The following is an 18,475-nucleotide window of genomic DNA, read 5'->3' as shown; positions in this document are numbered from 1 at the left end:
CATGGTGATTGGGCGTCTGGATGAACATGAGCCTTGTAGGGCGGGTGAAACCCGCGCGGTAAAACTAATGACCGGCTGAGAGTGTTGTGTTGTTTTTATTTGGCGGGTTTCACCCGCCCTGCGCACTGAAGAAGCCGCAATGGGCCAGCTGCGCGGAGACGGCGCCACCCTCGGCATGCACCGCGGCGGTCAGGCGCTGCAACTGCGGGAAGATGCCGTCGTGCATCCACATCTGGTCGGGGAAAGTCAGGCCGTCCGGCGATACTCCGCAGTAGGCCACTGTGGTCAGCGCTACCCCGCCACGGGCCATCTCGGCGTGGTGGCGGATCAGCTCGTCGCCCGGAACGCCGCTGGGGCACATGCCCTCGAAGGTGGCGGTCTTGATCACCCGATTGCGCAGTGTCAGCCCGGCCAGACGCGCCGGACCGAAGAGCTTTTCCAGCGCGGTCGCCATGGCGTCCTCATTCTGTTGTGGGATGAAAGGGGACGAATTCGGCGACTTCCAACTCGAAACCAGAAACCGCCTTGTAGTTCACCGGGAAGCTCAGCAGGCGCATCTTGCGCACATTGAGGTCGCGCAAGATCTGCGCGCCTATGCCCAGAGTGCGCTGCGGGAACTGCGGCGGCCGCGGCTTGCCGGCGCTCTGTTTGAGCAGTTGTTCAAGCAGGCCGTCCGGGGTTTCCTGCTGGGCCAACAGCACCACCACGCCGCAGCCTTCGGCAGCCACGCGCTCAAGGGCGCGGTCCAGGTTCCACTGCTGCGGCCCGCTCTCGGGCTCGCAGCCGAGCGAATCGCGCAGGGTCTCGACCGCCTGCACCCGCACCAGGGTCGGCTGCCCGGCGTCGATGCGGCCTTTGACCAGCGCCAGATGCAGCTGCCCCTTGTAGGCATCGTGATAGGTCAGCGCCCGGAACTCGCCATGGCGGGTGCGCAGCGGATATTCGCCGGAACGCTGGATGGTACCTTCGTGGAGGATGCGGTAGTGGATCAGCTCGGCGATGCTGCCGATCTTCAGGCCGTGGGTCATGGCGAATGCTTGCAGCTCGGCACCCCGGGCCATCTCCCCTGCTTCGTTGAGGATGCCGACCAGGGTCGCCGCCGGCATCAGCCCGGCCAGGCGCGCCAGGTCGCAGGCGGCCTCGATATGCCCGGCGCGTTGCATCACCCCGCCTGGCTGCGCCTGCAACGGGAAGATATGCCCCGGCTGCACCAGGTCGGCGGGGCCGCTGGCCGGGTCAACCGCGACCTGCACCGAGCGCGCGCGGTCGGCGGCGGAGATCCCGGTGGACACGCCGGTGCTCGCTTCGATCGAAACGGTAAAACCCATGCCATGCGGTGCGCGCGAGTTCGGCACCATCAGGCCGAGGCCCAGCGCCTTGCAGCGCTCCTCGGTCAAGGCCAGACAGATCAAGCCTCTGGCGTGCAGCGCCATGAAGGTGATCGCGCTGGCATCGACCTGTTTGGCCGCCATCAGCAGCGAGCCTTCGCCGTCGCTCTCATCGTCGGTGATGATCACCATCTCGCCACGGCGGATGGCTTCGAGCAGTTGCTGTGGGGTATCCAGTTGCATGTTCGGTGTCCGCTCAGTTAAGCGCCGCGCGCAGATCGGCGGCGGCCGCAGCCAGGGCTTCGGCCCCACGTTCGACAAAGGGCGCCATGCTGACGAAGCCGTGGATCATGCCGTCATAGCGCTGCAGGCGCGTGGCGACGCCGGCCTGCCGCAGGCGCTGGGCCAGGGCCTCGCCCTCGTCGCGCAGCGGGTCGAACTCGGCGGTGATCAGGGTGGTCGGCGGCAGGCTGGCCAGATCATCGGCAAGCAGTGGCGAAGCCAGCGCTTGCCCGGCCTGCCCGGGACTCGGCAAATATTGCTGCCAGAACCACTGCATCATCTCGCGGGTGAGGAAGTAGCCCTCGGCGAACTCCTGGTAGGAGGCGCTCCCACAGCGAGCGTCGGTGACCGGATAGAACAGGCACTGATAGCTGATGCGCGGCCCCTTGCGCTCGGCCGCCAGGCGGCTCACCGCAAGCGCCAGATTGGCCCCGGCGCTGTCGCCGGCCAAGGCCACCCGGCTGGCGTCGCAGCCCAGCAGGTGGGCCTGCTCGACCAGCCAGCAGGTGGCGCTGTAGCAGTCCAAGGGCGCCGCCGGAAACTTGGCTTCAGGCGCCAGCCGATAGGCGATCGACACCACCACTGCACCGCTCTGCCTGGCCAGCGCCCGGCACAGATTGTCATGGGTATTCAGGTTGCCGATGACGAAGCCGCCACCGTGAAAGAACACCAATAGCGGCAGGTTTGGCTGATCCAGCGGCCGATACAGGCGTGCGTCCAGCTCGCCGTCGGCGCCGGCCACGCGCAGGTCGCGGACTTCGGCCATGGGCTCGCCGGGGATGGGCGGCATCAGGTTGTCGGAGAACTGCCGGTAGTGCGCGGCGTTAAGCTGGCTGAAGTCCGGCTGCGGCAGGCCACTGAACTGCTGCAGTACCGTGGCGATCTGGCTATCGAGCGGCATCCTGCTCTCCTTCTATCTCGGCGAACTGAAACAGCGGGTTGGTCTCTTCGAGGATGCTCCGTAGCCGCCGCTGCAATGCCGGCTTGAAGAACTTGTGCGGGAGTATCCAGAAGCGCTTATCGCGCACGGCGGCGAACACCAGTTCGGCCAGTTCGAGCGGCGTCATGCCCTGGCGGATGCTGGCGTCGAGCAACTCGTTGAACTGCGCGCCGGCGGAGCCTGCGACCTGGTCCGAGGCCATGATCTCGCTGGCCACCGGCCCTGGGCAAAGCACCGACACCGAGACCGGCGCCTGTAGCAGGCTGAGCTCGTAGTGCAGGGTTTCCGAGAGCGCGACCACCGCCTGTTTGGTCACGTTGTAAGGCGCCATCAAGGGGCTGCTGACCAGGCCCGCGAGCGAGGCGGTGTTGACCACATGGGCCGGGCGGCCCTGCTCGAGTAGCAGCGGCACGAAGCTGCGAATGCCGTTGATCACCCCTTGCAGGTTGACGCTGAGCATGCGCTGCCACTGCTCATGGCTGATCTCCCAGCAGTTGCCGGTCTGCATTACCCCGGCGTTGTTGAACAGCAGGTCGACTCCGCCGAAACGCTCCACCGCGACATCGCGCAAGCGCTCGACCTGCGCCGGGTCGCCGACATCGGTGACGCAGGCGACGGCCTCGGCACCGCGTGCCTGCAGTTCGGCGCACAGTGCCTGTAGCCGTTGCCCATCGACATCGCTCAGCACCAGGCGCATGCCCAGCCCCGCCGCATATTCGGCCAGACCGCGGCCAATGCCGCTGGCCGCCCCGGTGATGACCGCCACGCGGCCCTGTTCACTGCTCATCGCCGACTCCTGCCGATTGTTCTAATGGCGCCAGTAGAGCTGCCTGCGCAATGCCAGCCATCGTCCGTTCAGACGATGCCTTCAGCTACAGGCGTTGCAGAATCCGTAGCGTGCAAAAGCACTGCCCAAGGTTTGCCTGAACCAGTGGCAGCCCAATCAGGAACGCCTCCGGAGAACAACAAGATGAGCACCCTGCACCGCATCGAAACGAGACAACTGGAAGACCGCTACGCCCGGGGCTGGCATTGCCTCGGCCTGGCCGCCCAGTACCGCGATGGCAAAGCCCATCGCCTGGACGTGTTCGGTACCCGCCTGGTGGCCTTCCAAGGCGAGGACGGCGAGCTGCATATACTCGACGGCTACTGCCCGCACATGGGCGCCGACCTCAGCCAAGGCTGCGTCGAGGGCAACTCCATTCGCTGCCCCTTCCACGCCTGGCGCTGGGGCGCCGACGGCGTGTGCGACGACATCCCCTATGCCAAACGCATCCCGCCACGAGCCAAGGTCAAGAGCTGGCCGATCCTGGAAGAGAACCAGTTACTGTTCGTCTGGAACGATCCCGAGGGCAACCCGCCGATCGCCGAGCAGCTCATCCCGCGGATCGACGCCAGCTTCAGCGACGAATGGGCCGACTGGGAGGTTGCCGAGCTACAGATCGCGACCAACTGCCGCGAGCTGATCGACAACGTCGCCGACATGGCGCATTTCGGCACGGTGCATGGCGCCCCGGTCGAGGAATTCAGCAACGTCTTCGAACGGCATATGGCGACCCAGATCATGTGTGCGCGCAGCGAGCGCCTGTCCGGCGACAGCGAGCTGAACACCGTGGCCACCTACTTCGGCCCGGCCTACCAGATCACCGAGATGACTGGCGAGATGGACGGCCAGCCGATCCATTCGATCCTGCTCAATTGCCATGTGCCGATCGACCTGCACAGCTTCACCCTGCGTTATGGCGTACTGGTGAAAAAGATCCCCGGCCTCAGCGACGAGCAGAACGGCGCCATGGCCAAGGCCTACGTACAGCAGGCGCAAGCAGCCTTCTACGAAGACGTGGCGATCTGGCACAGCAAGACCCGCGTCGACAACCCGCTGCTGTGCGACGGCGACGGCCCGGTCTACCAGCTGCGCAAGTGGTACCAGCAGTTCTACAACGACATCGCCGAACTGCCGGCCGAGGTCAACGAGCGCAAGACCTTCGCGGTGCGTAACCGCGAATTCGCCTGAGCCCTGGGCTGGCGGCACGCCCTGCCGCCAGCCATCCTCCTCTCTAGCTAGGGCGTTGCACTCGGCAGAAAGCAGCGCTTATGCTCGGTGTCCGTTACAGCAAAAAAACGGTGTCCCTCATGGCTCGCCCCCTCAGTCTCGAAACCTTTAGTGAGATGCTCGGCAACCTCTATCAGGGACCGCTGGAAAACATCCCCTGGGCGACCTTTCTCAACCAGCTCAATCTGTATCTGGACAGCAAGTACGTGACCTTCATCCTGCGCCCACCCAGCGCCCAGGTGGACGGGCTGATGGTGAACACCACCGGCACCTCGGCCGAGGCGACGGCCTCCTACAACAAGCACTTCTTCGCCCTCGACCCCTTCGTCGACCTACCCAACCGCCAGGTCGTCACCCTCGAGGAAGTCGTCTCCAAGGACGAGTGGCTCAACTCCGAGTTCTACAAGAGCTTTCTCGAGCCGGTGGACGTCTTCCATATCCTCGGCGCCGACATCAACACCTGCGACGGCGCGCAATGCCGCATCCGCATCAGCCGTGGGCGCAGCAGCCCGGCTTTCGACAGCGAAGACAAGGCCCTACTGGCGCAATTCATTCCGCACCTGGAGCGTTCGATCAAGATCCACATGCAGCTCAACCGTATCGAGACCGAACGCAACCTCTACGCCGGCGCGGTGGACCAGATGGCGGTCGGCACCATCATCCTCGACGAGACGGGCAAGGTGCTGCAGACCAACCAGGTCGCCGACCGCCTGATCCAGGCCAAGGACGGTCTCAAGCTGGTCAACGATGGCCTGCAGGTCGGTACCGCTCGCGACACCCAGGAATTCCGCCGCCTGGTGAAGCAATCCCTGCTCTCGCAGAAAAGCAGCAACCCCTCGGTGGTCGAGGCCCTGCGCGTGCAGCGGCCGTCCGGGCGGGCGGATCTCGGCATCATCGTGCGCTCGGTGCCACTGTCAGCCTGGAGCGAAGGCAAGCAGTGCCCGGCGGTGGTGATCTTTATCAGCGACCCGGAACAGCAGTCCAGCGCCCCGCAAGAGATAGTCCGGGCGTTGTTCGACTTCACCCCGGCCGAGACCCAGCTGGCCATGCTGCTGGCCAACGGCCTGACCCTCGACGAAGCCTCGGAACAGCTGGGCATCAGCCGCAACACCGCGCGCGCGCACCTGCGTTCGACCTTCTCCAAGACCGGCGTGACCCGCCAGACCATGCTGGTCCGGCTGATCCTGCGCAGCGTGGCGACCCTCGGCTAAGCCCTCCACTTGTGCGCTGACCATCCACAAAAAACAAAGCGCGTAGGGCGTACTCGCGAAGCAGTACGCCATTTCGAACGGCGACTGTTCGCTACGCTCCTGAGTCCGCCCTACGCTCTTGTAGTAGTCCGCTTGGACGATGGCGGCATGCACGTCCACGCGCAGAGTGCGCTAACCGAGACGCCATCCCCAAGCGTAGGGGGCCTAGCCATGCGGACCTGTCCGACCATCCTGAAAACCGAACTGCTGGCCGAAAGCGGCTACTTCCAGATCGAGGCCCTGCACCTGCAATTCAGCAACGGCCAACAACGCGTCTACGAACGCCTGCGCGGCACCGGCTACCGCTCGGTGATGCTGGTGGCGATGCCCGACCCCGAACACGTGCTGCTGGTGCGTGAATACGCGGTGGGCGTGGAGGCCAAGGTACTGGGCCTGCCCAAGGGCGGCGCCGAGCCGGACGAGGATTACCTGCAGGCGGCACAGCGCGAACTGATCGAGGAAGTCGGTCTGCGCGCCGAACGGCTGACCGAGCTGGGCGAACTGACCCTGGCGCCCGGCCACCTGTGCCACCGTTATAGCGTCGTGCTCGCCGAAGACCTGAGCCCCTGCTACCTGCCCGGCGACGAGCCCGAGCCGCTGGACCTGATTCGCCTGCCGCTGGCGCAGATTCCCGACCTGGTCGCCCGCGGCGAACTGCATGAGGCCCGCGCCATCGCCGCGTTGTTCATGGCCCTCGGCGCCCTGGCCCGACGCGGTTGAGGCACACGCCCAAGACCGCTAGTCGCCCCCTCCGGCATCTAGTCCATTCGGACGAAGCCCGCCATGAGCGCCCCTTCTAAGGTAGCTCTACAACAACAAAGCCTAGCGCCAGCCGCAGCGGCGAAACTGCCTGACTGCGGCGGCCCATAGAAGCCGAGGCCCGTCATGAGAAAAACCACGATAGCCCTGCTGATCCTCGTCTGCGCCGGCAGCGCGGCAACCTTAAGCCTGCTGCTGAAAGACCAGCCTTACCGGCTGGCAGGGATGGCTGCCTGCCAGGCTTACGCCGGAGCTTGTTTTATGCCGGCGCCCTCCATCGGCCAGCTGCTGCCCTGAGAGTCGGTCCTCGGCCGATAGCTTGGCTTGCCAGGTAAACTCCAGGACGTAGGCTGGGTAGAGCCGCTTTTTGGCGAAACCCAGAGGACCAACGCCGACAGCGCTGGGTTTCGCTTCGCTCTACGCCAGCCTACAGACCACGACAGGCAAACGAATTAACCAGCAGGCCTTGCCGAGCAAAGCTTGCTGGTTTTCCTGCGCTGTCAGCCGCTCAGGTCGGTAACACGCCCCGTGCCCGTGACAGGGTCAGCGCCAGGTCCTCGATCATGTCTTCCTGGCCACCGACGGTACCGCGCCGGCCAAGCTCCACCAGCAGTTCGCGGGCGGAGACGCCGTACTTCTGTTCGGCGCGTTTGGCGAACAGCAGGAAGGAGCTGTAGACCCCGGCATAGCCCAGGGTCAGGGCGTCGCGGTCGAGGCGGATCGGCTGATCCATCATCGGCACCACCAGGTCCTCGGCCACGTCCATGATCCCGTAGAGGTCGACGCCGCTGTCCACGCCCATGCGCTTGAGCACCGCGACGAACACCTCCAGCGGCGTGTTACCGGCACCGGCACCGAGGCCCGCTACCGAGCCGTCGATACGCACGGCGCCCGCTTCGATGGCGGCCAGGGAGTTGGCGATGGCCATACCCATATTGTGGTGGCCGTGGAAGCCCACCTCGGTGCCTGGGTTCAGCTCGGCCCGCAGCAGGCCAATCTTCTGGCTGACCTCATCCGGCAACATATAGCCGGCCGAGTCGGTGCAGTAGATGCAGTTGGCGCCGAAGCTCTGCATCAGGCGGGCTTGTTCGAGCAATTTCTCGGCGCTGAGCATGTGCGCCATCATCAGGAAGCCGACGGTATCCAGGCCCATCTTCGCGGCCATGCCGATGTGTTGCTGGGATACGTCGGCCTCGGTGCAGTGGGTCGCCACGCGGATGGTGGAAACCCCGTGCTCGTGAGCCATCTTCAGATGCTCGACTGTGCCGATGCCCGGCAGCAGCAGCGCGGAGATCTTCGCCTGCTTCATCAGCGGCACCACCGCGGAGAAATACTCCTCGTCGCTGTGGGCCGGGAAGCCGTAGTTCAGCGAGGCGCCGCCCAGGCCATCGCCGTGGGTGACCTCGATCAGCGGGATGCCGGCGGCATCCAGGCCGCTGGCGACCTTGACCATTTCCTCCAGGGAGATCTGATGCCGCTTGGCGTGCATGCCGTCGCGCAGGCTCATGTCGTGGAGGGTGACGCTTCTACCATGCAGATTCATGAAGTTCTCTCCACTTAGCGGGCGGGCAACTGAAGCGCGCCGTTGTGCGCCTCTTCGGCAAACATCTCGGCGGTACGCAGGCCGGCGGCGGTCATGATGTCGAGGTTGCCGGCGGACTTGGGCAGGTAGTCGCCGAGCCCTTCGACCTCGATGAAGATCGAAACTTTGTTACCGTCGAAGATCGGCCCGTTGATCAGCTTGTAGCCCGGCACATAGCGCTGCACCTCCTTGACCATATGCAACACCGAGGCGCGGATCTCCGCCTGGTCCGGCTCGTCTTCGGTCAGGCAGTGGATGGTGTCACGCATCATCAACGGCGGCTCGGCCGGGTTGATCACGATGATCGCCTTGCCGCGTAAAGCGCCGCCGATCTGCTCCACCGCACCGGCGGTGGTGCGGGTGAATTCATCGATGTTCTGCCGGGTGCCCGGCCCCACGGAACCAGAAGAGACGGTGGCGACTATCTCGCCGTAGCTCACCGGCTGTACCCGCGACACGGCGGCGACCATGGGAATGGTGGCCTGGCCACCGCAGGTGACCATATTGACGTTCAGCGTCAGCTTTGCGGCGTGCGCCTTGAGGTTCACCGGCGGTACGCAGTAGGGGCCGATGGCCGCGGGGGTGAGGTCGATCATGATCACCCCCAACTCGTTCAGCTTGCGGCTGTTCTCGGCATGCACATAGGCCGAGGTGGCGTCGAAGGCGATGCGGATATCGTCGTCCAGCACATGCGGCAGCAGGCCGTCGACGCCCGCGGCGGTGGTCTTCAGGCCGAATTCGCGGGCCCGTTTGAGGCCCTCGGATTCGGGGTCGACGCCGACCATCCAGACCGGCTCGATCCATTCCGAGCGGCGCATCTTCATCAACAGGTCGGTACCGATATTGCCCGGCCCGATGATCACGGCTTTGAGTTTCTTGCTCATTTTCACTCCTCGAAGGACACCTGGGCGCTGCCCAGGCCGTCGATAGTCAGGGAAAAGCGATCGCCGGCCGTTACCGGCTCCAGCGGCACCAGCGAACCGGACAGGATGATTTCACCGGCCTTGAACGGAATCCCGAACTGGCCGAGGCAGTTGGCCAACCAGGCCACTGCGGTAAGCGGGTTGCCCTGCACGGCGGAGCCGAGGCCTTCGCTGATCTTGTTGCCGTTCTTGAACACCTGCATGTGCAGGTTCGGCAGGTCCAGCAGGCGCGGGTCGAGGCGCTGCTCACCGAGCACGAACACACCGCAGGAGGCGTTGTCCGCCACGGTGTCCTGAATGCGGATGCGCCAGTCCTGGATGCGCGAATCGACTACCTCGAAACAGGGCATCACGCACTCGGTGGCATCCAGCACGTCCTGCTCGCTGATGCCCGGGCCGACCAGGTCCTGCTTGAGCAGGAAGGCGATCTCGCCCTCGGCGCGCGGCTGGATCAGCTGGTTGGCGGCGAGGGAAATAGTCGCGCCCTCGGCGAACCACATCTGCCGGGTGAGAAAGCCGAAGTCCGGCTGGTGCACGTCGAGCATCTGCTGCACCGCCTTGGAGGTGACGCCGATCTTCTTGCCGACTATGGCGTCGCCCGCCGCTACCCGCTGCTCAACGACCTGCAGGGAGATATGGTAGGCATCCTCGATACTGATCTGTGGCCAGCGCGCGGTCAGCGGCTGCAAGGTGGTGCCGTTGCTCAGGGCCTGGTACAGCTCGGCGCCGTACTGGCGGCGCAGGTCCTCGCTCATGGTTTGGCCTCCGCGAGGAAGTCCAGGCACTGCCGATTGAACAGCTCGCGGTGCTCGACCATTACCCAGTGCCCACATTCGCTGAGCAGCACGAAACGAATGTGGCGGCAGGCTTCCAGCATCGTCTGCGCACCGCTGGCCGGGCAGAACTTGTCGTTCATGCCCCAGAAGCCGAGGATCGGGCATTGCAGCTCGCCCAGCCGATTGGCCAGGTTCGGCACCTGCATGCTCGACAGCACGCAACGCGGTTGTTGCAGGACTACGCTGACCCGCTCATCGACGGTTTCAGCGCTGATCAGCGACGGGTCGAACAGTTGCAGGCCGAGCAGCCGGCGCATGCCCGCGGGATCGTTCAGCTCGCCAGCGGCGAAGGCCGCGCCCATCTTCTGGATGCCCTCCATCTGCAGGTAGTACTGCTCTTTTTCCATCAGCCCGCCCGGCGCCATCAGCACCAGCTTGCTCACCCGCGCCGGCTGGTCCAGTGCCAACTTGATGGCAATGGCGCCGCCCAGGGAGTTGCCGATCAGCACGCAGCGCTGGATATCCAAGGCATCCAGCAGGCCGCTCAGCGCCGTGACGAAGAAGTCCAGGCTGTAAATCGTTTCCGGTTTGTCGGACGCGCCGTAGCCCGGGAGGTCCGGAACTATGACGCGATAACCGGCGGCGGCGAACTGCGAGTAGTTCTGCTTGAAATTGCTATGGCCACTGGCGCCGGGGCCGCTGCCGTGGATAAACACCACGGGCTCGCCCTGCCCAGCCCCAAGATCCAGATAGTGCAACCTGAGTCCATCGTTCAACGTGATGAAATGCCCTTGCGGTCCAGCGCCCATGGGGTTCTCCTCGGGGTTCAGGGTTTACCGGATTATTCCGAGGCGCCCGGGGCGCAACATCGTCCGACAGGACTAGCCGCGACGCCTTGTTGGCGGCCGAGAGGCGGCTCGTAGGGTGCGCTCTGCGCACCAAATGCCCGCGGCAGGTGGTGCGCGGAGCGCACCCTACGCCCTAGTCTCTTCGGACGTTGGCGCCTGCGGGGCGGCGCCCTAGGCTCGGCCGTATCTCAGAATTACAGGCGAGGCAGCCATGCAGAACCCAATGGACTTTCGCGGCAAGGTGGTATTGGTGACCGGCGGCGGCAAAGGCGTCGGCCGCGGCATCAGCCAGCGCTTTCTCGAATGCGGCGCCGAGGTGGTGATCTGCGGGCGCGAAGCCCCGCCGACGCTGCCCGAGCAGGATGGCCGCCAGGCGCTGTTCCTGCCGTGTGACCTGCGCGACTGGGAGCAGGCCGTGGGCCTGATCGACGCCATAGTCGAGCGCTTCGGCCGCCTCGACGTGCTGGTCAACAACGCCGGCGGCGCCCCCAATGCGGATGCCGCCACTGCCTCGCCGCGCTTCTCCGAGTCGATCATCCGCCTCAACCTGCTGGCGCCGCTGAACCTCTGCCAGCTGGCCAACCGGGTGATGCAGGAGCAGGCCGAGGGCGGCGCCATCATCAATATCTGCAGTGTCAGCGCCACCCGCCCCTCTCCCGGCACCGCCGCCTACGGCGCGGCCAAGGCCGGACTGCTCAACCTGACCCGCTCGCTGGCGGTAGAGTGGGCGCCCAAGGTACGGGTCAATGCGGTGACCGCCGGGCTGATCCGCACCGAGCAGGCCGAGCTGCACTATGGCGATGCGGCCGGCCTCGCCCGGGTCGCGGCGACCATTCCCCTGCAACGCCTGGCCGAGCCGGAGGATATAGGCGACAGCTGCCTGTACCTGGCCTCGCCCCTGGCACGCTATGTCAGCGGCGCCGATATAGGCGTGCATGGCGGCGGCGAACGCCCGGCCTTTCTCGACGCGGCCCAGAACCCTTGATCGGAGCAACCAGCGATGCCGTTACAAGCCAGCCATAGCCTGCTGATCGACCTGCCCGTCGAGCAGGTCTGGAGCAAGCTGCGCGACCTGACCCTGGCCCCGCATTACGTGCCGGACCTGACCGGCTGCCAGCTCCATCCCGGTCCGCAGGAAGGCCTGGGCGCCAGCCGCCGGGTATTCCAGAAGAACGGCCAATGGCTGGATGAAACGGTCAGCGAGTGGCACGAGGGCGAGGGTTTCCTGATCCGTCTGCATCGTGGGGGAAAGGGCGCGCCAGTGCCCTTTCGCGAGGCCTGGTTTCGCTACGCCATCGCCTCGGCCGGTGAGCGCACCGCCTTCACCGCCAGCCTGAGCTACCGCCTGCGCGGCGGGCGCCTAGTGGAATGGCTGCTGGCCAAGGCCTTCGCCAAGGCAGTCAAACAGATCGCCGAGAACCTCAAGACCTTCTATGAAAGCGGGCAGACGCAGAATCGGGATTTCGCCGGCTAGTCGGCCCTCGACCATCAACGGGAGTGGTCATGGGGCGTAATGCGTAGGGCGTACTCGCGCAGCAGTACGCCGTCTACCAGGCGGACTGTTCGCGGCGCTCCTGAGTCCGCCCTACGGGTTCTCAGCCAGCACTGCCGCTGGTCTGCGAATGGGCGCTAAAGCGCGTCTCGACTATCTTCCAGCCGCTCTCGGTCAGCCGATAGCGATCCTGGTAAAAGCCGCCGAGCTGACGAGTGGCGCCGCTGTTGGCGTCGATATTGAAATACCAGAGCGCCCAACGCGCCGACGCCTCGCTCGCCGACAGCAGCTCGATCTCCGGGTTGGCGCCGTGATGCAGGTCGATCACCGACTCATGGCAGGCCAACTCCTGGTACAGCGCAACGAAGCGCTCGCGCTCGTGAAAGAGCCCCACCGGGCCATAGTCGATGAGGATTTCGCCCTCGGCGAAGCAGTCGCGAATGCACTCGACCTCCTTCAGATCACAGGCATTCAAGTAGCGGTGTTTCAACTGGCGGATCGCCTCCAGCGACTCCAGGCGGGCGATGCGCTGCTCTAGGCTCATGCCTCACCTCGCCGTTCCAGGTTGGCTTCGCTCCAGTAGGCCTTCATCGAGCGGATCTTGCCGTCGGCGTCGAACTCCATTACGTCGATCACCTGGATCGAGCACAGCTGCCCGCCCCAGTTCAGATCGACGCGAAACGGCATGGCGCCGCAACCATTCACCGTGGCCCGTACCGGGCCGGTCAAGGTGGCCGTGGCATTGGTCTTGCCGAGCCCCTCGCGGTAGAAGGTCGCGATAGCGGCAATGCCGACAATCGGTGCCTTGCCTACCGGGTCTTCCACCACCGCATCCGCCGCGTAGAGCGCGACTATGCCGTCGATATCACCGGCATCCACCAGCTCGACATAACGCGCCATAGCTGTCTGGATCTGTTGTGGACTGATCATTGCCATCTCCCCTAGACCACTTCGAAAAGCGCGGCGGCGCCCATGCCACCGCCTATGCACATGCTCACCACCACATAACGCAGGCCACGGCGTTTACCCTCGATCAGCGCATGGCCGACCATGCGCGCGCCGGACATGCCGAACGGGTGGCCGATGGAAATGGCGCCGCCGTTGACGTTCAGGCGTTCGTCGGGGATGCCCAGAGTGTCGCGGCAATACAGCACCTGGCAGGCGAAGGCCTCGTTGAGTTCCCACAGGCCGATATGGTCCATCTTCAGGCCATGGCGCTTGAGCAGTTTGGGGATCGCATAGACCGGACCTATGCCCATCTCGTCGGCATTGCAGCCAGCCACCGCCAGGCCACGGTAGATGCCCAGCGGCTCCAGACCTTTCTGTTCGGCCAGCTTGGCGCTCATCAGCACCGAGGCCGAGGCGCCATCGGACAGCTGCGAGGCGTTGCCGGCGGTGATGAAGCGGCCCGACTCGGTCCACTGCCCGCCCTGCCACACCGGCTCCAGCGCCGCCAGGCTCTCGCGGGTGGTGCTCGCGCGGTTGCACTCGTCGCGGGCCAGGGTCACGCTCTCGTAGCGGTTCTCGCCGCTGGCCTTGTCGAAAAGCGCCTGCCGGCTGGTCAGCGGCGCCAGCTCGAGATCGAACAACCCGGCGCTTTGCGCCAGGGCGGTACGCATCTGGCTGTGGTAGCTGTACTCGTCCTGTTCCTCGCGCGAGATGCCATAGCGCGCGGCGACTATCTCGGCGGTCTCGATCATCGGGATATAGGCGGTCGGATCGAGTTCGAGCACCGCGTTGGACTGGTTGCGGTAAAGATTCTTGTGCTTGTTCTGCACCAGGGAGATGGACTCCAGCCCACCGGCCACGGCGATGTCGATCTCGTCGCAGATGATGCCCTTGGCCGCGGTGGCGATGCTCATCAGGCCGGAAGCGCACTGACGCTCCATGGCCATGCCGGCCACGGTCGAAGGCAACCCGCCGGCAATCGCGCAGAGCCGGCCGAGGTTATAGGACTGGGTGCCTTGCTGCGCCGCGGCGCCGATCAGCACGTCGTCCACTTCGCCCGGCTCGATCCCGGCGCGGCGCACGGCCTCGCGTACCACATGACCGCCCAGCAGGGGCGCCTCGGTATCGTTGAAGGCGCCACGGAAGGCCTTGCCGATCGGCGTGCGGGCGGTGGAGACGATTACGGCTTCTTTCATTTGTTTGTTCCTCGAATTCAGGTTCTTGGCGAGAGTCCTACCCTCTCCCCAGCCCTCTCCCCAGCCCTCTCCCTCAAGGGAGAGGGGGTTTAACTCCCGGTACCAGGGCCAACGAAGAGGTAGGGTGGATGTCGCTGTTTACATCCGCCAACCGGCGGCACGCCGGTGGATGTTGAAAGACGACATCCACCCTACGACGCTGCACTTTTATGCCGGGTAATAACGACTGATGGTGTCCACCACGCAGGCCGGGCGCTCTTCGCCCTCGATCTCGACGCTGACGCGGATGCACGCCTGCACACCGCCCTTGATCTCCTCGACCGATACCAGTTCGGCGCTGCCGCGCACGCGGGCGCCAACCCTGAGCACATTGGGGAAACGCAGGCGGTCGCAGCCGTAGTTCACCCCCATGGAAATGCCGCGCACCTCGAGGATCTGCGGCAGGAACAGGTTGACCAGCGCCAGGCTCAGGTAGCCGTGGGCGATGCAGGCGCCAAACGGGCCCTGGGCGGCTTTATCTGGATCGACGTGAATCCACTGGTGATCGCCGGTGGCCTCGGCGAACAGGTCGATGCGCTCCTGTTCCACCTTCAGCCAGTCGCTGTGGCCGAGCTGCTCACCGACGCTCGCGGCCAGCTCGAAGGGACTGGTAAAAATCATCGTCATGCTTAGGCCCTCTGGCTGGAGACCGACAAGACTTCGCCGGTCATATAGGAGCTGTAATCGCTGGCCAGGAACATCATCACGTTAGCCACTTCCCAGACCTCGGCCGCGCGGCCAAAGGCCTCGTTCGAAACGAGTTTTTCCAATACCTCCTGCGGCGCGGACTTACGCAGAAAGTCATGCAGGGCGATGCTCGGGCTCACCGCGTTGATGCGGATGCCGTGCTCGGCGGCTTCGACCGCGGCGCAACGGGTCAGCGCCATCACCCCGGCCTTGGCCGCGGCGTAGTGTGATTGCTCCTTCTGCGCGCGCCAGCCGAGTACCGAGGCGTTGTTGACGATGACCCCGGCCTGGCGCTCGATCATCTTCGGCAGCATGGCGCGGGTCATGCGCATGGTGCCGGTGAGGGTCACGTCCAGCACGCGCTGCCACTCCTCGTCCGGCATCTCCACCAGCAGCCGCGAGCCGCCGAGGCCGGCGTTATTGATCAGCACATCGACGCCGCCCAGATCGCGCTCGGCGGCGGCAATCAGTGCCTGCACCTGCTGTTCGTCGGTGACGTTGCAGACCTGAGTGAAGAGCTGGTCGAGCCCGGTCTTCTCGCGAATCTTCAACGCTGCTTCCTGCAACCGGCCTTCATGGATATCGCTGATCATCAGCGCCCGGCAGCCTTCCTCGGCGGCCCGCAGCGCGGCGGAGAAGCCGATGCCGGCGCCCGCAGCGGCGGTGATCAGAACGGACTTGCCGTGCAGCAACTGGTGCCCAGGGACGTAGGTCGGATTAAGCATATTCAGATTCCTCAGGCCGGATTCAGGCGCGAACGCGGGGTTCTTTCGGCATCCCCAGGGCGCGTTCGGCAATGATGTTGCGTTGGATTTCGTTGCTGCCGCCGTAGATGGTGTCGGAGCGGGTGAACAGGTACAGCGACTGCAGGCGGTTGAGCTGGTAAGGCGCGGCCTCGATCAACTCGGCCTCGGCGCCGAGGACGTCCATCGCCAGCTTGCCGAGGTTGGCGTGCCAGCTGGACCAGAACAGCTTGTAGATCATCGCGTCCTTGCGCAGCGCACCGTCCTGGGCACCGGAGAGCATGCGCAGCGAGTTGTAGCGCATGATTCGCAGCCCGCCCCAGGCCTCGGCGAGACGCTGGCGCAAGATTGGATCGCGGGCGGCGCCATTGGCCTTGGCGATGGCGATGATCTCGTTCAGCTCATTCTGGAACTGCATCTGTTGGCCGAGGGTCGACACGCCACGCTCGAAGCCCAGCAGCGCCATGGCGATCTTCCAGCCTTCGCCGGGTTTGCCGACTATATACGCGGCGTCGGTTTCGGCGTCGTCGAAGAACACCTCGTTGAATTCGGAAGTGCCGGTGAGTTGCTCGATCGGCCGCACCGTGATGCCCGCCTGCGCCATCGGCACCAGCAGGAACGACAGGCCGTGGTGCCCGACACTGCCCGGCTCGGTGCGGGCGATCACGAAGCACCAGTCGGACTCGTGGGCCAGCGAGGTCCAGACCTTCTGCCCGGTGATCCGCCATTTGCCGCTCGCCTCATCCAGCACCGCACGGGTCTTGACGTTGGCCAGGTCGGAACCGGCGCCCGGTTCGGAATAACCCTGGCACCAGAACTCGCTGCCGCTGACGATGCCCGGGAGGAACCTGCGCTGTTGCTCGGCGTTACCGAAGGCGGCGATGGTCGGCCCAGCCAAGCCCTCGCCGATATGGCCCATGCGCCCCGGCCCACCGGCACGGGCGTATTCCTCGTGGAAGATCACCTGCTGGCTGATCGACAGGCCGCGTCCGCCGTGCTCGGGCGCCCAGCCCACGCAGGTCCAGCCGCCTGCGGCGAGCGTGCGCTCCCAGGCTTTGCGCTCTTTGGGGAACATGTGTTCGTCGCCCGGCCCGCCGCGAAAACGCAGCGGCTCGAATTCACCACAGAGGTTTTCCGCCAGCCAGCCGGCAACTTCCTCGCGGAAGCACTCGTCTTGCGCACTGAAACTGATCTTCATGGCTGTGCCCCCAATGGCTGTGCATCCAGCAGCAGGGCGGCGATCCGCTCGCGATGCAGGGCTGGCGCGCCGAGGAAGTTTTCGCTGGCGCGGGCGCGTTTGAAGTAGAGATGCGGGTCATATTCCCAGGTGAAGCCGACCCCGCCATGCAGCTGGATCGACTCCGCCGCACAGTGGAAGAACGCCTCGCTGCACTGCGCCTTGGCCAGTGCCGCCGCCAGCGGCAACTCGGCCGCGACCTGGACGTCGCCCGCCGGGTCGAGCAGTTCCTGGGCCACGCAGGCGGCGTAGTAAGCCGCCGAACGCGCACATTCGACCTGCAGCATCATGTCCGCCGCGCGGTGCTTGAGTGCCTGGAAGCTGGCGATGGGACGGCCGAACTGCTGGCGTTCCTGCATGTAGGCGACGCTCAGGTCGAGAACCTGTTGAGCGCCACCGGTCTGCTCGGCGGCCAAGCCGATGCAGGCCAACTGGATGATGCGTTCGAGTTGCGGCCAGGCAGCGCCAAACTCGCCCATCAGGCAGTCGGCGCCGAGATACAGATTGTTCAGTTGCAGCCGCGCCTGCCGACGGGTCTGGTCCATGGTCGGCAACATCTGGCGCTCGATGCCGGCGCTGTCGGCCGCCAGGACGAACAGACTGATACCCGCCTCGCCCATCGAGCCAGGGGTTCTGGCGGCGACGATCAGCAGGTCGGCGCTGTGTCCATCGAGCACGTAATTAAGCGTGCCATTCAGTACGAAGCCTTCGCCTTCCGCGCGCGCAGTGGCCTGCACCGTCTCGGCATCCCAGCAGTTGGCGCTGGCAAAGGCCAGGGTGCCGCTGATGCTGCCCTCGGCGATGCGTGGCAGCCAGTCGGCTTTCTGCCGCTCGCTGCCGGCCAGCAGCAGCGCCGGCGTGGCCAGGCAGGCGGTCGCAAAGAACGGTGAACAGAGCAGGCGGCGGCCCATCTGCTCCAGCAGGATCGCCAGTTCGACGAACCCCAGGCCGAGGCCGCCGTAGGCCTCGGGGATATGGATGGCCGGCCAGTACATCTCGCCGCACAGGCGCTGCCACAGCGCGCGGTCATAGCCCAGCTCGCTGGCCATAGCCGCCCGCACCGCTGCGGAGTCGGACACATCCGCGAGAAAGCTCTCGGCGGACGCGCGAATCATTTCCTGCTCGTCGCTGAACGCAAATTCCATAGGTGCGCCTTCTGCTCATCTGGCGGGGCGCATACGGCTACGCCCCTTTCGCCAACGAGTCTGGCGGCTTCGCTTAATGGGGGAATCGTTACCGCTGCCTAGTCCGAATGGCCGATGCCTGCGCGTCCTGCCCCCTGGTCGGCCAGGCACTCAGCGAGCCACCGCCCACCCCGACCCTCACCGCTACACCGCCCACGCCGTCGCTGATAAGCGCGGCTTGGCATGGCGGTTGGGGGCAGTTTGGGGT

At 65.3% G+C, this 18,475-nt stretch carries 21 protein-coding genes; 6 read left to right on the top strand and 15 right to left on the bottom strand.

The features are described 5' to 3' along the window. Nucleotides 1-109 precede the first annotated feature (109 nt). The 4 genes from FFS13_RS10760 to FFS13_RS10745 are packed head-to-tail and all read right to left on the bottom strand — an operon-like array spanning nt 110 to nt 3,337. Entirely contained in the window at nt 110-454 is a 345-nt protein-coding gene (locus FFS13_RS10760; RefSeq protein ID WP_256657870.1) for a hypothetical protein, read from the bottom strand. A gap of 7 nt (nt 455-461) precedes the next feature. Next, on the bottom strand, nt 462-1,571 hold the full coding sequence (ribB, locus tag FFS13_RS10755; RefSeq protein ID WP_137819096.1) for a 3,4-dihydroxy-2-butanone-4-phosphate synthase: 1,110 nt from the start codon (nt 1,569-1,571) through the stop codon (nt 462-464). 13 nt (nt 1,572-1,584) lie between these two features. Next, nucleotides 1,585-2,511 carry an alpha/beta hydrolase gene (locus tag FFS13_RS10750; RefSeq protein WP_137819095.1) on the bottom strand — a complete coding sequence of 309 codons (927 nt, stop codon included), beginning with the start codon at nt 2,509-2,511 and terminating at the stop codon, nt 1,585-1,587. After that, nucleotides 2,498-3,337 carry an SDR family NAD(P)-dependent oxidoreductase gene (locus FFS13_RS10745; RefSeq protein WP_137819094.1) on the bottom strand — a complete coding sequence of 280 codons (840 nt, stop codon included), beginning with the start codon at nt 3,335-3,337 and terminating at the stop codon, nt 2,498-2,500. Before FFS13_RS10745 ends, FFS13_RS10750 begins: the two co-directional genes overlap by 14 nt. Nucleotides 3,338-3,520: 183 nt before the next feature. On the opposite strand from FFS13_RS10745, the gene FFS13_RS10740 reads away from it, so the two are divergent. The 4 genes from FFS13_RS10740 to FFS13_RS19770 all read left to right on the top strand — a co-directional run bounded on the left by FFS13_RS10740 (nt 3,521) and on the right by FFS13_RS19770 (nt 6,909). Continuing rightward, nucleotides 3,521-4,564, top strand: a complete 1,044-nt coding sequence (locus tag FFS13_RS10740) for a Rieske 2Fe-2S domain-containing protein (protein ID WP_137819093.1) — start codon at nt 3,521-3,523, stop codon at nt 4,562-4,564. Nucleotides 4,565-4,683: 119 nt separating this feature from the next. Then, nucleotides 4,684-5,814 (top strand): helix-turn-helix transcriptional regulator, encoded by a 1,131-nt coding sequence (locus FFS13_RS10735; protein ID WP_137819092.1) that lies wholly within the window; start codon nt 4,684-4,686, stop codon nt 5,812-5,814. Between the two features lie 210 nt (nt 5,815-6,024). Further along, a complete protein-coding gene (gene nudE / locus FFS13_RS10730; RefSeq protein WP_137819091.1) occupies nt 6,025-6,573 on the top strand; it encodes an ADP compounds hydrolase NudE in 549 nt (182 codons plus the stop codon). Nucleotides 6,574-6,738: 165 nt separating this feature from the next. Then, nucleotides 6,739-6,909, top strand: coding sequence for a hypothetical protein (locus FFS13_RS19770; RefSeq protein WP_171006466.1), 171 nt, complete (start codon nt 6,739-6,741; stop codon nt 6,907-6,909). A 211-nt stretch (nt 6,910-7,120) separates the two neighbouring features. Here FFS13_RS19770 and dmpG read toward each other — a convergent pair whose 3' ends face one another. The 4 genes from dmpG to FFS13_RS10710 are packed head-to-tail and all read right to left on the bottom strand — an operon-like array spanning nt 7,121 to nt 10,702. Further along, nucleotides 7,121-8,155, bottom strand: a complete 1,035-nt coding sequence (gene dmpG / locus FFS13_RS10725; protein WP_137819090.1) for a 4-hydroxy-2-oxovalerate aldolase — start codon at nt 8,153-8,155, stop codon at nt 7,121-7,123. Nucleotides 8,156-8,169: 14 nt separating this feature from the next. Beyond that, nucleotides 8,170-9,078 (bottom strand): acetaldehyde dehydrogenase (acetylating), encoded by a 909-nt coding sequence (locus tag FFS13_RS10720; RefSeq protein ID WP_137819089.1) that lies wholly within the window; start codon nt 9,076-9,078, stop codon nt 8,170-8,172. Between the two features lie 2 nt (nt 9,079-9,080). After that, nucleotides 9,081-9,872: a fumarylacetoacetate hydrolase family protein gene (locus FFS13_RS10715; RefSeq protein ID WP_137819088.1), complete on the bottom strand. Its 792-nt coding sequence runs from the start codon at nt 9,870-9,872 to the stop codon at nt 9,081-9,083. Further along, nucleotides 9,869-10,702 (bottom strand): alpha/beta fold hydrolase, encoded by an 834-nt coding sequence (locus tag FFS13_RS10710; protein ID WP_137819087.1) that lies wholly within the window; start codon nt 10,700-10,702, stop codon nt 9,869-9,871. The genes FFS13_RS10715 and FFS13_RS10710 overlap by 4 nt, the downstream gene beginning before the upstream one ends. Nucleotides 10,703-10,952: 250 nt before the next feature. Here FFS13_RS10710 and FFS13_RS10705 point away from each other — a divergent pair, with 250 nt between their 5' ends. Both FFS13_RS10705 and FFS13_RS10700 read left to right on the top strand, forming a co-directional pair. Continuing rightward, nucleotides 10,953-11,726, top strand: a complete 774-nt coding sequence (locus FFS13_RS10705) for an SDR family oxidoreductase (RefSeq protein ID WP_137819086.1) — start codon at nt 10,953-10,955, stop codon at nt 11,724-11,726. 15 nt (nt 11,727-11,741) lie between these two features. Next, nucleotides 11,742-12,215 carry an SRPBCC family protein gene (locus tag FFS13_RS10700; protein ID WP_137819085.1) on the top strand — a complete coding sequence of 158 codons (474 nt, stop codon included), beginning with the start codon at nt 11,742-11,744 and terminating at the stop codon, nt 12,213-12,215. A 121-nt stretch (nt 12,216-12,336) separates the two neighbouring features. Here the strand turns inward: FFS13_RS10700 and FFS13_RS10695 are convergent, their stop codons facing one another. The 7 genes from FFS13_RS10695 to FFS13_RS10665 form a co-directional block, all read right to left on the bottom strand. Further along, nucleotides 12,337-12,777 (bottom strand): nuclear transport factor 2 family protein, encoded by a 441-nt coding sequence (locus FFS13_RS10695; RefSeq protein ID WP_137819084.1) that lies wholly within the window; start codon nt 12,775-12,777, stop codon nt 12,337-12,339. Then, nucleotides 12,774-13,163: a steroid Delta-isomerase gene (locus FFS13_RS10690; RefSeq protein WP_137819083.1), complete on the bottom strand. Its 390-nt coding sequence runs from the start codon at nt 13,161-13,163 to the stop codon at nt 12,774-12,776. Before FFS13_RS10690 ends, FFS13_RS10695 begins: the two co-directional genes overlap by 4 nt. An 11-nt stretch (nt 13,164-13,174) precedes the next feature. After that, nucleotides 13,175-14,377 carry an acetyl-CoA C-acyltransferase gene (locus FFS13_RS10685; RefSeq protein ID WP_137819082.1) on the bottom strand — a complete coding sequence of 401 codons (1,203 nt, stop codon included), beginning with the start codon at nt 14,375-14,377 and terminating at the stop codon, nt 13,175-13,177. A gap of 207 nt (nt 14,378-14,584) precedes the next feature. After that, nucleotides 14,585-15,043, bottom strand: a complete 459-nt coding sequence (locus FFS13_RS10680; RefSeq protein WP_137819081.1) for a MaoC family dehydratase — start codon at nt 15,041-15,043, stop codon at nt 14,585-14,587. Nucleotides 15,044-15,045: 2 nt separating this feature from the next. Beyond that, entirely contained in the window at nt 15,046-15,828 is a 783-nt protein-coding gene (locus FFS13_RS10675) for an SDR family oxidoreductase (protein ID WP_137819080.1), read from the bottom strand. 22 nt (nt 15,829-15,850) lie between these two features. Next, nucleotides 15,851-17,044, bottom strand: coding sequence for an acyl-CoA dehydrogenase family protein (locus FFS13_RS10670; protein WP_137819079.1), 1,194 nt, complete (start codon nt 17,042-17,044; stop codon nt 15,851-15,853). Then, nucleotides 17,041-18,228, bottom strand: coding sequence for an acyl-CoA dehydrogenase family protein (locus tag FFS13_RS10665; protein WP_137819078.1), 1,188 nt, complete (start codon nt 18,226-18,228; stop codon nt 17,041-17,043). Before FFS13_RS10665 ends, FFS13_RS10670 begins: the two co-directional genes overlap by 4 nt. Nucleotides 18,229-18,475: the final 247 nt, after the last annotated feature.

The organism is Pseudomonas sp. 2FG (genome assembly GCF_005502935.1).
GTDB lineage: Bacteria > Pseudomonadota > Gammaproteobacteria > Pseudomonadales > Pseudomonadaceae > Aquipseudomonas.
The sequence above is the reverse complement of the archived record's forward strand: the minus strand, read 5'-3'. Positions and strand labels throughout refer to the sequence as shown.